General features: G+C 67.6%; 13 protein-coding genes and 1 riboswitch. Of the genes, 12 read left to right on the plus strand and 1 reads right to left on the minus strand.

Translation table 11 applies throughout. The annotated features are described in order from the left end of the window. Positions 1-14: 14 nt before the first annotated feature. The 9 genes from kdpC (at position 15) to DELCS14_RS03420 (ending at position 12,078) form a co-directional block, all read left to right on the plus strand. Positions 15-749, plus strand: a complete 735-nt coding sequence (gene kdpC, locus DELCS14_RS03380; RefSeq protein ID WP_013800440.1) for a K(+)-transporting ATPase subunit C — start codon at positions 15-17, stop codon at positions 747-749. A gap of 3 nt (positions 750-752) precedes the next feature. Next, the gene (kdpB, locus tag DELCS14_RS03385) at positions 753-2,837 is read left to right on the plus strand and encodes a potassium-transporting ATPase subunit KdpB (RefSeq protein WP_013800441.1); all 2,085 of its coding nucleotides are present in this window, start codon (positions 753-755) and stop codon (positions 2,835-2,837) included. Between the two features lie 83 nt (positions 2,838-2,920). Then, positions 2,921-3,784: a TorF family putative porin gene (locus tag DELCS14_RS03390; RefSeq protein ID WP_013800442.1), complete on the plus strand. Its 864-nt coding sequence runs from the start codon at positions 2,921-2,923 to the stop codon at positions 3,782-3,784. Positions 3,785-3,818: 34 nt separating this feature from the next. Further along, the gene (locus tag DELCS14_RS03395) at positions 3,819-6,524 is read left to right on the plus strand and encodes a sensor histidine kinase KdpD (protein WP_013800443.1); all 2,706 of its coding nucleotides are present in this window, start codon (positions 3,819-3,821) and stop codon (positions 6,522-6,524) included. A 26-nt stretch (positions 6,525-6,550) separates the two neighbouring features. Beyond that, the gene (locus DELCS14_RS03400; protein WP_013800444.1) at positions 6,551-7,294 is read left to right on the plus strand and encodes a response regulator; all 744 of its coding nucleotides are present in this window, start codon (positions 6,551-6,553) and stop codon (positions 7,292-7,294) included. 7 nt (positions 7,295-7,301) lie between these two features. After that, a riboswitch (S-adenosyl-L-homocysteine riboswitch) is annotated at positions 7,302-7,386 on the plus strand. 70 nt (positions 7,387-7,456) lie between these two features. Continuing rightward, positions 7,457-8,887, plus strand: a complete 1,431-nt coding sequence (gene ahcY / locus DELCS14_RS03405; RefSeq protein WP_013800445.1) for an adenosylhomocysteinase — start codon at positions 7,457-7,459, stop codon at positions 8,885-8,887. 157 nt (positions 8,888-9,044) lie between these two features. Next, entirely contained in the window at positions 9,045-10,232 is a 1,188-nt protein-coding gene (locus DELCS14_RS03410) for a TlyA family RNA methyltransferase (protein WP_013800446.1), read from the plus strand. 22 nt (positions 10,233-10,254) lie between these two features. Beyond that, positions 10,255-11,082: a methylenetetrahydrofolate reductase [NAD(P)H] gene (gene metF, locus DELCS14_RS03415; RefSeq protein ID WP_013800447.1), complete on the plus strand. Its 828-nt coding sequence runs from the start codon at positions 10,255-10,257 to the stop codon at positions 11,080-11,082. A 78-nt stretch (positions 11,083-11,160) separates the two neighbouring features. After that, on the plus strand, positions 11,161-12,078 hold the full coding sequence (locus DELCS14_RS03420; protein WP_013800448.1) for a septal ring lytic transglycosylase RlpA family protein: 918 nt from the start codon (positions 11,161-11,163) through the stop codon (positions 12,076-12,078). Positions 12,079-12,085: 7 nt separating this feature from the next. Here the strand turns inward: DELCS14_RS03420 and rlmJ are convergent, their stop codons facing one another. Then, positions 12,086-12,958 (minus strand): 23S rRNA (adenine(2030)-N(6))-methyltransferase RlmJ, encoded by an 873-nt coding sequence (gene rlmJ / locus DELCS14_RS03425; protein ID WP_012207712.1) that lies wholly within the window; start codon positions 12,956-12,958, stop codon positions 12,086-12,088. Positions 12,959-13,207: 249 nt separating this feature from the next. Here rlmJ and rplM point away from each other — a divergent pair, with 249 nt between their 5' ends. The 3 genes from rplM to erpA all read left to right on the plus strand — a co-directional run bounded on the left by rplM (position 13,208) and on the right by erpA (position 14,628). Next, positions 13,208-13,636 (plus strand): 50S ribosomal protein L13, encoded by a 429-nt coding sequence (gene rplM / locus DELCS14_RS03430; protein ID WP_012207711.1) that lies wholly within the window; start codon positions 13,208-13,210, stop codon positions 13,634-13,636. A 10-nt stretch (positions 13,637-13,646) separates the two neighbouring features. Beyond that, complete coding sequence (rpsI, locus tag DELCS14_RS03435; RefSeq protein WP_012207710.1) at positions 13,647-14,039, plus strand: 30S ribosomal protein S9; 393 nt, start codon at positions 13,647-13,649, stop codon at positions 14,037-14,039. A gap of 214 nt (positions 14,040-14,253) precedes the next feature. After that, entirely contained in the window at positions 14,254-14,628 is a 375-nt protein-coding gene (erpA, locus tag DELCS14_RS03440; protein WP_013800449.1) for an iron-sulfur cluster insertion protein ErpA, read from the plus strand. The last annotated feature ends 69 nt before the right edge of the window (positions 14,629-14,697 follow it).

Here is a 14,697-nt window from a genome sequence, read left to right on the forward strand (position 1 = left end):
GCGGAGGTTTCGAGATGCAAGTTCAAACACATACTTCCGGCCCCTTGCCGGTGCTGCGCGCTGATGCGCAGGCTCAAACGCAGGCCGTTCCAGGCGGGCTGCGCTCGCTGTTCGGTCCCAGCCTGCGGTCGGCGCTGTTCGTCGCCGTGGTCACGGGCCTGGCCTATCCGCTGGTCACCACGCTCGTGGCCCAGGCCGCGTTTCCCAAGACCGCCAATGGCAGCCTGGTCATGCGCCAGGGCTCGGTCGTGGGCTCGGCCCTGATCGGGCAGGAGTTCGCCTCGCCGCGCTATTTCCAGGGCCGGCCCAGTGCCACCACGGCGCCAGACCCCGACAAGGCCGATGCCACGGTGGCCGCGCCCTACAACGCTGCGCTGTCGGCTGCCACCAACCAGGGGCCCACCCATGCGGCGCTCAAGGAGTCCGTGGCGGCGCGCGTGGCGGCCTACCGCGAACTCAATGGCCTGGCGGCAGATGCCGCTGTGCCTGTGGATGCCGTGACGGCCTCGGCCTCCGGCCTGGACCCGCACATCTCGGTGGCCAATGCCGAGCTGCAACTGCCGCGCGTGGCCCGCGAGCGCCAACTGCCCGTGGCCAAGGTCCAGGAACTGTTGCGCCAGCAGGTGGAGCCGCGCGTGCTGGGCCTGCTGGGCGAGCCGCGCGTGAACGTGCTGCAGATGAATCTGGCGCTGGACGATCTTTCGGCCGCGACGCTGCAGCCTGCGGCAGTCCATGCCGCCAAGGAGTAAGCCATGTCGCGCAAAACTGCTTTGTCCCTGTTCGATCCTTCGCTGGTGCGCCAGGCGCTGGGTGACTCCATCCGCAAGCTGGCACCCAGCGCGCAATGGCGCAACCCGGTGATGTTCGTGGTCTACCTGGGCGCCATCTTCACCAGCCTGCTCTGGGCCCAGGCCCTGGCGGGGGAAGGCGAAGCGCCTGCGGGCTTCATCCTGGCGATTGCGCTGTGGCTGTGGTTCACCGTGCTGTTCGCCAACTTTGCGGAGGCGCTGGCCGAGGGGCGCAGCCGCGCCCAGGCCGCCAGCCTGCGCAGCATGAAGCGCAGCACCGTCGCCAAGAAGCTGGAGCAGGCCAACTACCAGAGCCGCTGGCATCCCGTGGGTGCCGAAGAACTGCGTTCGGGCATGTGGGTGCTGGTGGAGGCCGGCGACACCGTGCCGCTGGACGGCACCGTGATCGAGGGCGTGGCCTCGGTGGACGAGAGCGCCATCACCGGCGAATCGGCCCCCGTGATCCGCGAGGCCGGTGGTGACTTCTCTTCGGTCACGGGCGGCACGCGCGTGCTGTCGGACTGGCTGGTGGTGCAGATCACCGTCAATCCCGGTGAGTCCTTCCTCGATCGCATGATCTCCATGGTGGAGTCGGCCCGCCGCCACAAGACGCCCAACGAGCTGGCGCTGACCATTTTGCTGGTCGGGCTGACGCTGCTGTTCCTGTTGGTCATCGTTACGCTGCGGCCCTATTCGTCCTTTGCGGTGGAGCTGACGGGCAGCGGCCAGGTCGTGGGCCTGACGGTGCTGGTGGCGCTGCTGGTGTGCCTGATCCCGACCACCATCGGCGGCCTGCTGTCGGCCATTGGCGTGGCGGGCATGAGCCGCATGATGCAGGCCAACGTGATCGCCACCTCGGGCCGCGCCGTGGAGGCGGCCGGCGACGTGGACGTGCTGCTGCTGGACAAGACCGGCACCATCACTCTGGGCAACCGCCAGGCCAGCGAGTTCCTGCCCGCGCCCGGCGTGACGGCCGCGCAGCTGGTGGATGCGGCGCAGCTGGCCTCGCTGGCCGACGAGACGCCTGAAGGCCGCAGCGTGGTCGTGCTGGCCAAGGAGATGCATGGCCTGCGCGAGCGCGACCTGGCCACGCTGCATGCGGTCTTCGTGCCCTTCACGGCCCAGACGCGCATGAGCGGCGTGGACATGCCCCAGCCGGACGGCGCCACGCGCAGCCTGCGCAAGGGCGCGGCCGACGCCGTGCGCCGCCACGTTGAATCCCTGGGCGGCCAGTTCCCGCCCGCCATGCTCAAGGTGGTGGAGGATGTGTCACGGCGCGGCAGCACGCCGCTGGTCGTGGCCGACGGTGCCCGCGTGCTGGGCGTGATCGAGCTCAAGGACGTGGTCAAGCACGGCATACGCGAACGCTTTGCCGAGCTGCGCCGCATGGGCATCAAGACCGTGATGATCACGGGCGACAACCCGCTCACGGCGGCCGCCATTGCGGCCGAGGCCGGCGTGGACGACTACCTGGCCGAAGCCACGCCCGAGGACAAGCTGCGCCTGATCCGCGAACACCAGGCCGCAGGCCGCTTGGTGGCCATGACCGGCGATGGCACCAATGACGCGCCCGCCCTGGCCCAGGCCGACGTGGCCGTGGCCATGAACAGCGGCACCCAGGCGGCCAAGGAGGCCGGCAACATGGTGGACCTGGACAGCAACCCGACCAAGCTCATCGAGGTCGTGGAGACCGGCAAGCAGATGCTGATGACGCGCGGCGCGCTGACCACCTTCAGCGTGGCCAACGACGTGGCCAAGTACTTCGCCATCATCCCGGCCGCCTTCGTGGGCACCTATCCGCAGCTGTCGGCGCTCAACGTCATGGGGCTGGCCAGCCCGGGCTCGGCCATCCTGAGTGCCGTGATCTTCAACGCGCTGATCATCATCGTGCTGATCCCGCTGGCCCTGCGTGGCGTGCCCTACCGCGCCATTGGCGCCTCTGCCCTGCTGAGGCGCAACCTGCTGATCTACGGCCTGGGTGGCCTGGTCGTTCCCTTCATCGGCATCAAGCTGATCGACATGCTGCTGGTAGCTCTGAACCTGGCGTGACTCTGTGCGGCCCGCCTGCCCGGCCGGGCAGGCCCCGCTTTGCTCTTCTCTTCAAGAAAACCAAGATGAAATCCGTTTCTTCCATGACGGCCGCTTGTGCCGTCCCCCATTTCTCCCTGGCCGCACTGCTGTCGCTGGCGGCCGCATCCTGCCATGCGCAGGCCGAGACCTCCCCCGTCAGCGCTGCCAGCGCCGCTGCCCAGGAATCGCCCGCACCCGCCTACGCCCTCACCGGTAGCGTGACGCTGCTCAGCGACTATCGTTTCCGGGGCATCTCGCAAAGCTGGATGGGGCCGGCGCTGCAGGGCGGGCTGGAGCTGTCGCTGCCGCGGGGCGCCTACCTGGGCGTGTCCGGCTCCAGCGTGTCGCGCCACAGCTATCTGGATGGCCGCGCGCTGGAGCTGGACCTGTACGGCGGCTGGCGTACCGAGCTGCTGCCGGGCTGGACGGGCGACATCGGCCTGCTGCACTACAACTACCCCGGCGCGCGCGTGCCCCGGGGCGATGGCAGCGGCGGCGTGCGCTACGACACCACCGAGGCCTATCTGGGCGTCACCAACGGCGGCTTCAGCGCCAAATGGTCGCTGGCGCTGACGCCTTACTTCGGGCTGCGCGACAGCACGGCGGCCACGGCCTTTGCCGAGGCGCTTCCCGGCAGCGGCAGCTCACGCGGCAGCAGCTATCTGGACCTGAACTACCAGCACCCGTTGGGCGACTGGGCGGTGCTGGGCCTGCATGCCGGCCACACGCAGGTGCGCAACTACAGCGAACTGTCATATGCCGACTGGCGCGTCTCGCTGGCCCGCAGCTGGGGACCGTGGACGGCCACGCTGGCCTGGGCCGGCACCTCGGCCGACACGCGCTACTACCGCGCGGCCAACGCGGCGGGCCAGATGCAAAGCCTGGGCCGCAGCGGCTGGGTGCTGTCGCTGTCGGCGGCGTTCTAGTGTGGGAGCACGCTCTGGTGCTAGGCTGAGAACCATGCCCATTTCGTCCTCTGCCGAGCCGGCGCCGCCCGGTCTGCCGCGCCCCGATCCTGACGCCCTGGTCGCGCGCCTGCGCCATGAGCGGGCGCAGGAGGGACGGGGCAAGCTGCGCATCTACTTCGGATCGAATGCAGGCGTGGGCAAGACCTACGCCATGCTGGCCGCCGCCCAGCGCGAACGCCAGGGGGGCCGCGAGGTTCTGGTGGGACTCGTGGAAACCCATGGCCGCAAGGAAACGGCGCAGCAACTGCATGGCCTGGAGCAACTGCCGCTGCGCGAGCTGCCGCATCAGGGGCGGACGCTGCGCGAGTTCGACCTGGATGCGGCGCTCGCGCGGCGGCCGCGCGTGCTGCTGCTCGATGAACTGGCGCACAGCAATGCGCCGGGTTCGCGCCATCCCAAGCGCTGGCAGGACGTGCAGGAGTTGCTGGACGCAGGCATCGATGTCTGGACCACGATCAACGTGCAGCACCTGGAAAGCCTGAACGACGTGGTGGGCGGCATCGTCGGCATCACGGTGCGCGAGACCGTGCCCGACCAGATCTTCGACGATGCCGACGAGGTCATCGTCGTCGACATCTCGCCCGACGAACTGCTGCGCCGGTTGAAGGACGGCAAGGTCTACATGCTGGAGCAGGCCGAGCGGGCCTCACGCAACTTCTTCAGGCGCGGCAACCTGCTGGCGCTGCGCGAGCTGGCGCTGCGCCGCACGGCCGACCGCGTGGACGAGGACATGCGCGACTACCGGCGCGAGCGCTCCATAGGCACGGTCTGGCCTGCGCGCGAGCGCCTGCTGGTGGCGGTGGCCGGCCACGCGGGCGACGACGCGCTGGTGCGCCAGGTCGCGCGCATGGCGCGACGGCTCGATGCGGACTGGATGGTGGTCTACGTGGACGCCCCCCAGCGCCAGCACCGCCCGCGCAGCGTGCAGGCCGCCGTGCTCAAGACCCTGGCCCTGGCCGCGCGCCTGGGGGCCGAGACGGCCACGCTGCCGGGCGCCGATGTGGCCGAGGCCCTGGTTGCCTTCGCGCGCGAGCGCAACGCCAGCCGCCTGGTACTGGCCCAGCCGCCGCGCCCGGCATGGTCGCCCTGGCGCTGGTGGGGCCGCAGCCTGCCTGACCGCATCGTCCAGCTGCATCCCGACATCGACGTGCTGGTGCTCTCCGGGGGCTCCAGCGCGGCCCGGACCGAGGCCGCGCCTGCCGCACCGCTGCGGCGCAGGCCGCTGCCCTGGAAGGGCTATGCCGGCGTGACCCTGGCCTGCTTGACCGCCACGGTGCTGGCCGAGCAGCTGCTGCGCATCTTCGACCCGGCCAACGTGGTGATGCTGTTCCTGCTCATCGTCGTGCTGTCTTCGTTGCGCTGGGGGCGTGGCCCGGGCGCCTGGGCGGCGCTGCTGTCGGTACTGTGCTTCGACTTTTTCTTCGTGCCCCCGCGCGGATCCTTCCATGTCAACGACACGCAGTACCTGTTCACCTTCGTGCTGATGCTGGGCGTGGCCCTGGTCTGCGGCCAGCTCATGGCGCGGCTGCGCCACGAGGCGCGCGTGGCGGCCGAGCGCGAGCGGCGCGCGGGCGCCCTGGCGCGGCTGGCGCGCGACCTGTCGGGCGCGCTCACGCAGGAGCAGGTGGTGGAGATCGCGCTGCGCACGGTCTCGGGCGTGTTCGACGCCCAGGCCGGGCTGCTGCTGCCCGATGCCGACGAGCGCCTGCGGCCCGCGGGCGGCGGCCCCTGCCCCATGGACGACAGCATTGCGCGCTGGGCCATGGACCATGGCCAGCAGGCCGGCCAGGGTACGGACACGCTGCCGGCCGCACCGGCCCGCTATGTGCCGCTGGCCGCACCCGTGCGCATGCGCGGCGTGCTGGTGCTGCAGCTGCGTGCGCCTCAGCGCCTGGAGGTGCCCGAGGAGCAGCGCCTGCTGGAGGCCTGTGCCAGCCAGGTGGCGCTGGCGCTGGAACGCCAGCACTTTGTGGCCGTGGCCCAGCAGACCCAGATCGCCATGGAGGGCGAGCGCATGCGCAACACCCTGCTGTCGGCCGTCTCGCACGACCTGCGCACCCCGCTGACCACCATCCTGGGCGCGGCCGAGGCCGCGCAGCGCCATGTACCGCCGGGCGGCGCGGCCGACATGCTGGAGCAGGTCCGCATCCAGGCGCAGGCCATGCAGCGCCTGGTGGAGAATCTGCTGGACATGGCGCGCCTGCAGCAAGGCGGCGTGCACCTGCAGCGCGAATGGCTGCCGCTGGACGAAGTGGTGGGCAGCGCGCTGCGCCAGATGCGCGCGCGCCTGGGCCAGCATCCCGTGAGCACCGACGTGCCCGCCAGCCTGCCGCTGCTGCAGATCGATGCTCTGCTCATGGAGCGCGTGCTGGTCAATCTGCTGGACAACGCCGCCAAGTACACGCCGGCCGGCACGCCGCTGGCCATCAGTGCGTGTGTGCAGGATGGCGAACTGCTGCTGTCCGTGCGCGACGGCGGGCCGGGCCTACCATCACACCTGCCGGTGGAGACGCTGTTCGAGCCCTTCACGCGTGGCACGGCCGAGTCCACCGTCTCGGGCATCGGCCTGGGCCTGGCGCTGGTGCGCAGCATTGTCGAGGCGCATGGCGGGCGCATCGAGGCTGCCGCCGCACGGCCCGGCCCGGGCACCATCTTCACGCTGCGCTTTCCCGTGCCCGAGCAGCCTGCGCTGGATTAGAGTCCCGCCATGCACGAAAGCCCCCCATGAGCACGCCCGCCAACCGCATCCTGATGATCGAGGACGACCCCGGCATCCGCCGCTTCGTGCGCCTGGTGCTGGAAGACGAAGGCTGGCTGGTCTTCGAGGCCGACAGCGCGCGCCGCGGCCTGATCGAGGCCGCCAGCCGCCAGCCCGACCTGGTCATCCTCGACCTGGGCCTGCCGGACGCCGATGGCAAGCAGGTCCTGACCGAGCTGCGCGGGTGGTCCTCCGTGCCCGTGCTCGTGCTCTCCGCGCGCGAGCGTGAGGACGAGAAGGTGGCCGCATTGGATGCCGGCGCCGACGACTACCTGGTCAAGCCCTTCGGCGTGCCCGAGCTGCTGGCCCGGCTGCGCGTGATGCTGCGCCGCCGCCAGCAGCTGGGCGCTGCCGGTGGGGCGGGCGGCACCGCCGCGTCCAGCAAGGTGCACTTCGGCCCGGTGCAGGTGGACCTGGCCACGCATGAGGTGCGGCGCGCGGGGCAGCCGGTGCACCTCACGCCCATCGAATTCCGCCTGCTGGCGGCCCTGATCGCCGCCCAGGGCCGTGTGATGACCCACCGCCAGCTGCTGCTGCAGGTCTGGGGCCCCGAGTACCTGGGCCGCGCCCACTACCTGCGCGTGCACATGGCCAATCTGCGCCAGAAGATCGAGGACGAGCCGGCCCAGCCGCGCCACCTGGTGACCGAGCTGCAGGTGGGCTACCGGCTTGTGGGGCTGGGCGGTGAGGCATCCCCGGGATCGGTATAATCAGCGCCTCTCCGAGGAGCGTTGCAGCGGCCCCCACACATCAGGCGTGGTCGCGAGGCTCGGAGTCATACCTGCAACGACGCTCGCCCACGCTTTCTGTGCGGTGAGCTTTTTTTCGTCTCCCGCAGAACGTGGTTTTTCATTCATCTTTTGGAGAAAACCATGAACGCTGCTGTTCGTCCCGTTTCCGCCGACACGGCCATCGCTGACATTTCCCTCGCTGCCTGGGGCCGCAAGGAAATCCTGATCGCCGAAACCGAAATGCCCGGCCTGATGGCCACGCGCGAGGAATTCGCCGCTGCCCAGCCCCTCAAGGGCGCGCGCATCACCGGCTCGCTGCACATGACCATCCAGACGGCCGTGCTGATCGAGACGCTCAAGGCCCTGGGCGCCGAAGTGCGCTGGGCGTCGTGCAACATCTTCTCGACGCAGGACCATGCTGCTGCCGCCATCGCGGAAACCGGCACGCCCGTTTTCGCCATCAAGGGCGAATCGCTGGCCGACTACTGGGACTACACCCACCGCATCTTTGAATTCGGCGCTGCCGGCACCGAAGGCGAAGGCCCCAACATGATCCTGGACGACGGCGGCGACGCCACCATGCTGCTGCACCTGGGCATGCGCGCCGAAAAGGATCTGTCCGTGCTGGACAACCCCGCCTCCGAGGAAGAGAAGATCGCCTTCGCCGCCATCCGCGCCAAGCTGGCCCAGGACCCCACCTGGTACACGCGCAAGAGCGCCCACATCATCGGCGTGACCGAAGAGACCACGACCGGCGTGCACCGCCTCAACGAGATGTCGGCCAAGGGCACGCTGAAGTTCCGCGCCATCAACGTCAATGACTCCGTCACCAAGAGCAAGTTCGACAACCTCTACGGCTGCCGCGAATCGCTGGTGGACGGCATCAAGCGTGCCACCGACGTAATGATCGCCGGCAAGGTTGCCGTGGTGGCCGGCTACGGCGACGTGGGCAAGGGCTGCGCCCAGGCGCTGCGCGCGCTGTCGGCCCAGGTCTGGGTCACCGAGATCGATCCCATCAACGCCCTGCAGGCGGCCATGGAAGGCTACAAGGTCGTGACCATGGAGTGGGCAGCCGACAAGGCCGACATCTTCGTGACCACCACAGGCAACCGCGACATCATCCGCCACGAGCACATGGTGGCCATGAAGAACGAAGCCATCGTCTGCAACATCGGCCACTTCGACAACGAAATCGACGTCGCCTCCATCGAGCAGTACCAGTGGGAAGAAATCAAGCCCCAGGTGGACCACATCACCTTCCCTGACGGCAAGAAGATCATCCTGCTGGCCAAGGGCCGCCTGGTGAACCTGGGTTGCGCCACCGGCCACCCCAGCTTCGTGATGAGCGCCTCGTTCGCCAACCAGACCATCGCCCAGATCGAGCTGTTCACCAAGCCCGATGCCTACGAGGTCGGCAAGGTCTACGTGCTGCCCAAGATCCTGGACGAGAAGGTTGCCCGCCTGCACCTGAAGAAGGTCGGCGCCATGCTGACCGAACTGACGGACGGCCAGGCCGCCTATATCGGCGTGAGCAAGCAGGGCCCCTACAAGCCCGAAACTTATCGCTATTAAGCACCCCCTGAGCGGCTTGCGCCGCTTCCCCCTCTCTACCCGCTTCGCGGGGGAGGGGGACGACGCCCTCGCTGCGGGGCGGCCCTTGCTTGGCGCCCCTGAGTTGGGTCGCGCCGGTTTCGGGCATTAGTCAACTGAGATTTCCTGGAGCGACGCTATGCGCGCAGATGTATTTTTGGTGGAAGCCGGCCATGCGGCCACGCGCTCGCAGGCGCAGCGGCTGATTGCAGGCGGCGTGCAATGGCGCATGACGCCGCTGACGCCTTGGAAGAAGGTTGCCAAGAACGGCGACGAGATTCCTGCGGGTGCCGAGCTGCAGCTGCTGGACGGGGCCGAGGCCCGGTTCATCTCGCGCGGCGGGCTGAAGCTGGAAGGCGCGCTGGCGGCCACCAAGCTGTCGGTGGACGGCCTGCGCTGCCTGGACGTGGGCCAGAGCACGGGCGGTTTCACCGACTGCCTGCTGCAGGCGGGCGCCGCCCAGGTCATCGGCGTGGATGTGGGCCATGGCCAGTTGCACGACCGGCTGCGTTCGGATGTGCGTGTGATCTGCGTCGAGGGTGTCAATGCCCGCGCGGTGACGGCCGAGGGCCTGCAGGAGTCCTGCGAGGAAGTGCTGTCCGAACGCTGGGAAGAAGATCCCGACGACAACGACACCCAGCCCGTGGCGCCCTATGCCTGGATGCGCAACGGCGGTCTGGTCGATGAAGACTACGACGACAGCGACGACGCCAAGGAAAAAGAGATCGAGGCCTTCAAGGCCGAGCGCGCGGCCAAGGGCAAGGCCCGGGAGGAAGGCACGGTGGCCACGCAGCGCCGCCGCCGCGCCGAGTTTGCCGACGTGGACATCACGCCGCAGTTCGACTTCGTCACGGGTGATCTGTCCTTCATCTCGCTGACCCTGGTGCTGCCGGCCGTCACGCGCCTGCTCAAGCCGCATGGCCAGCTGCTGATGCTGGTCAAGCCGCAGTTCGAACTGCAGCCGGGCCAGGTCGGCAAGGGCGGCATCGTGCGCGATGCAGCCTTGTTCACCGAGGTGGAGCAGCGCATCCGCACCTGCCTGGGCGAGCTGGGCCTGGAGGTCAAGGGCTGGATGGAGTCGGCCATCGAAGGCGGTGACGGCAACCGCGAATTCTTCGTGCATGCCCAGCAGGCGGCCGTGGTGAAGGAGCCTGCACAGCCTGAAACGCAGGACGAGGACGAACCCCGTTCGGCCGTGAAAGCCGCGCCCAAGCGCGTGTCCCGCACCGTGCTGCGCGAGCAGCGCAACGAGCGTGTGATCGACACCAGCACCGAGTTCGGCGTGCCCGGACCGGGCCGCGCCAAGCTGCGCAAACGCAACGAATGAAACACTGAGCAGTGAGTCTTACATGAGCTTTCCGATCAGCTTCGAATTCTTCCCGACCAAGACGCCCGAAGGGGCGGCCAAGCATGTGCAGGTGCGCAAGAACCTCTATGCGCGCAAGCCCCAGTTCTGCTCCGTCACCTATGGCGCGGGCGGCTCCACGCAGGCCGGCACCTTCAACATGGTGCGTGACATCCAGAGCGAAGGCGTCAGCGCGGCATCGCATTTCTCCTGCGTGGGCGCCACGCACGACAAGGTGCGTGCCGAGCTGCAGGAGCTCAAGGCCATGGGCGTGCGCCGCATCGTCGCGCTGCGCGGCGACCTGCCCAGCGGCTACGGCCTGGGCGGTGAATTCCAGTACGCCAGCGACCTCGTGGAATTCATCCGCCGCGAGTTCGGTGACTGGTTCCACATCGAGGTGGCAGCCTATCCCGAGGTCCATCCGCAGGCGAAATCCCCACAGTCCGATCTGGATGCGTTTGCGGCTAAAGTGCGCGCTGGCGCGGATTCCGCGATCACCCAATATTTCTACAATGCCGACGCCTACTGCCGTTTCGTTGATGCGGCGCGCGGCATGGGGCTTGATGCACCGGTTGTTCCCGGCATCATGCCCATCACCAGCTCTACGCAGCTGATGCGCTTCTCGGACGCCTGCGGCGCCGAGATCCCGCGCTGGATCCGCCTGCGTCTGCAGGCTTACGGAGATGACACGGCGTCCATTCGCGCCTTCGGCCTCGATGTCGTGTCCCGTCTATGCGAGCAGTTGCGCAGCCAGGGCGCTCCCGGGCTGCACTTCTATACGATGAACCAGAGCGTCGCCACGCTGGAAATCTGCGATCGATTGGGCCTTTGAGCGCGCAGCCACTGCGCCGGCCCCGGGCGGCCCTCTAGAACTTGGGAACGGTCAGGCGTTCCCTGGAGGTTTTTGCCCATGGATCGTAATTTTCGACGCCTGCACTGGCGCTGGCTGGCCATGTGTTCCATCACCGCCACCCTGGCTGGCTGCGCACCGGCTCCCGTGGCCGAAACCGATGCCGAGTCCGGCGCCCTGATGGCCGGTTCTGCAGGTTCGGCAGGTGCCGAGGCCATGGCTGAAGGCCAGACGCCTGCGGCCGTTCCCTCCGCAGGCAAGCGCAGCAGCCGCGCCTCGCGGGCCACGCCGCCTGCCAGCAGGTCCGCGGATGCCAGGCCCTCTGAACCGGCTTCGTCCGAAGAGAGTGCCGACACTCCCTCCAATCCCGATTTCGCCCTCGTTCCCTCGCGCGACAGCGACCAGCAAGGCCTGGCCTCCTGGTATGGCCCGGGCCTGCATGGCCGGCTGACGGCCAGCGGCGAACGTTTCGACAAGGAAGAGCTGACGGCTGCGCACCGCAGCTTCGCCTTCGGCAGCCGCGTCTGCGTGCGCAGCGCCGCGACAGGCAGGACGGTGGTGGTGCGCATCAATGACCGGGGGCCGTTTGCACCCGGCCGCGTGATCGACCTGAGCCAGGCCGCTGCGCAGGAGCTGGGCATGGTCGGCCTGGGCATCAAGCCCGTGGAGCTGTGGCAGCTCGACGAAGGCGAGGAAGAATGCCCCGAAACCCTGGTCACGGCCAGGAAGGCCGAGTCTCTCAAGAAGACTCAGCAGGCCAAGGCACAGACACAAACACAAACGCAGGCGCGGACCCAGGTTCAGGCAAAGTCCCCGGTCCGGCCGCGTGTGCAGGCCAAGGCGCCCGCATCCAGGCCCAATGCACGCACGGCCGTGGCCAGCCGTGCCGCCCCTGCCGCCAAGCCGGTGGCGAAGGCCGCTGCGCCCGCCGCAGCCTCGGCCACGGCAGTGGCCTCTGCGGCGTCGAGCTCGCGCTGAACCGTGTTCAGCCGCCCGATTCGAGCGTGAAGGCCGCGTTCTCGTCCTGACCGAGCAGCTTGACCAGCTGCGGCATGGCCGGCTTGAGCTGTTCCTTGAGATTGAACGGCGGATTGATCAGGAACATGCCGCTGGCCGGCAGGCCGCCGCGCTCCGACGTCTTGTTGCTCTTGACCGTGAGCTCCACATGCAGCCAGCTCTTGCCGGCCTTGGTGGTCATGGTCTTCAGGCGGCGCGGCAGATCGTGCGCTTCAGGGCGCGGGATGATCGGATACCAGACCGCATACGTGCCTGTGGCAAAGCGCTTGAGGCTGTCGGCCGCCATGTCCAGCACCTTGGCGTAGTCGCTCTTGAGCTCGTAGCTGGGGTCGCACAGCACCAGGGCGCGGCGAGACGGTGGCGGCAGGAATTTCTTGATGCCTTCGAAGCCGTCCTCGTGCAGCACGGCCACCTGGCGGCCCGCTTCGAGCTGGGCAATGTTGCCCACCAGCGAGCGCATGTCGGTGGGATGCAGCTCGAAGACCTTGAGCTTGTCGCGCTCCTGTACGCGCAGCAGGGACTGGATGATGAAGGGCGAGCCCGGGTAGTTGCGCAGCTGCGCGCCCTGGTTGAAGGAGCGCACCGTGGCCAGGTAGGCCTGCAGCACCGGGGCCAGCTCGGCCTCCTTGGCCTGGGCCAGGCGCATGATGCCGTCGGCGGACTCGCCGCTCTTGTTGGCGTAGTCGCCGTCCAGTCGGTACAGGCCGGCGCCGGCGTGCGTGTCCAGCACCGTGAGGGCGGCATCCTTCTGGAGGAGGTATTGCAGGGTGGCGATCAGCACGGTGTGCTTGAGCACATCGGCATGGTTGCCTGCATGGAAGGCGTGGCGGTAACTGAACATAGGCGTATGGTAACCAGCCGCGCTGCCGGGTGGTTGTCCGTGGCGGCTGAAGGATGGGGGCCGGCGCTGAAGCCAGGGCGGCGCAAGGGGGGGGATGGCGAAGACCTGCCGTTTTTGTATAATGGAGGGCTTCGCAGCGATTTTAGGGTCCCGCGGCGAAGTTTACATCCCCGCCTAAGAGGCTTCCTTTTTGAAGAAGCGCCGACCGCGGAAAAGGGCCCGCCAAACCTTTCTTGAAAGAGAAAACTCATGTCTACATTCAGCGCAAAGCCCGCTGAGGTGCAACACGAGTGGTTTGTGATTGACGCCACCGATAAGGTGCTCGGACGTGTCGCCAGCGAAGTGGCACTCCGTCTGCGCGGCAAGCACAAAGCCATTTACACACCTCACGTTGACACCGGCGACTTCATCGTCATCATCAACGCCTCCAAGCTCAAGGTCACCGGCACCAAGAACCTGGACAAGGTGTACTACCGCCACTCTGGTTTCCCCGGCGGCATCACTGCCACCAACTTCCGCGACATGCAGGCCAAGTTCCCCGGCCGCGCTCTGGAAAAGGCCGTCAAGGGCATGCTGCCCAAGGGTCCCCTGGGCTACGCAATGATCAAGAAGCTCAAGGTGTACGGCGGTGCTGAGCATCCCCACACCGCCCAGCAGCCCAAGGCTCTGGAAATCTAAGGAGACCTAGATGATTGGTGATTGGAACAATGGCACCGGCCGTCGCAAATCCAGCGTCGCACGCGTGTTCCTGAAGAAGGGCTCCGGCAAGATTACCGTGAATGGCAAGGACATTCAGGAATACTTCGGCCGCGAAACCTCGATCATGATCGCAAAGCAGCCCCTGGCTCTGACGAGCAACCTGGAAGCTTTCGACATTCAAGTGAACGTCCACGGTGGTGGTGAATCCGGCCAGGCCGGCGCTACCCGCCACGGCATCACCCGCGCCCTGATCGACTATGACGCAGCGCTCAAGCCCGTCCTGAGCCAAGCCGGCTTCGTGACGCGTGACGCTCGTGAAGTCGAACGTAAGAAGGTCGGCCTGCGCTCCGCACGCCGCGCCAAGCAGTTCTCCAAGCGTTAATCCGCTGGCACTGCAGGAAAGTCCCCCGGGGCTTTCCCCAGAAAAAAACCGCCTTTGCCGGCGGTTTTTTTCTGGGCGATGCAAACCCTTCGCATTCATCTTCGCCGTCGGTGGCCAATGCCCCCACTTGCACTGTCGTCAAGCCGGCGGCCCCGGGAATTCCCGAGCCCTTTGCTGTACCATTCGGGCCAATTGAGAACTTCGGAGTATCCCCATGAGCGCCGTCGCAGAAATCACCGAAACCACCACCGCCGAAATGCCCACCCCGATCGTCTTCACCGACAGCGCAGCTGCCAAGGTGGCCGATCTGATCGCCGAGGAAGGCAACCCTGACCTGAAGCTGCGCGTGTTCGTGCAAGGTGGCGGCTGCTCGGGCTTCCAGTACGGCTTCACCTTCGACGAGATCACCAACGACGACGACACGACCATGACCAAGAATGGCGTGTCGCTGCTGATCGACGCCATGAGCTACCAGTACCTGGTGGGTGCCGAGATCGACTACAAGGAAGACCTGCAGGGCGCGCAGTTCGTGATCAAGAACCCCAACGCCTCCACCACCTGCGGCTGCGGATCGAGCTTCTCGGTGTAAGCCTTGTCGGCCGCGCTGCAGTGAAGCCCGCAGCAGCCCGCCGCACAACACGCCACCAACCGCCGCGCA

It is taken from the genome of Delftia sp. Cs1-4, from assembly GCF_000214395.1.
Taxonomy (GTDB): domain Bacteria; phylum Pseudomonadota; class Gammaproteobacteria; order Burkholderiales; family Burkholderiaceae_C; genus Comamonas; species Comamonas acidovorans.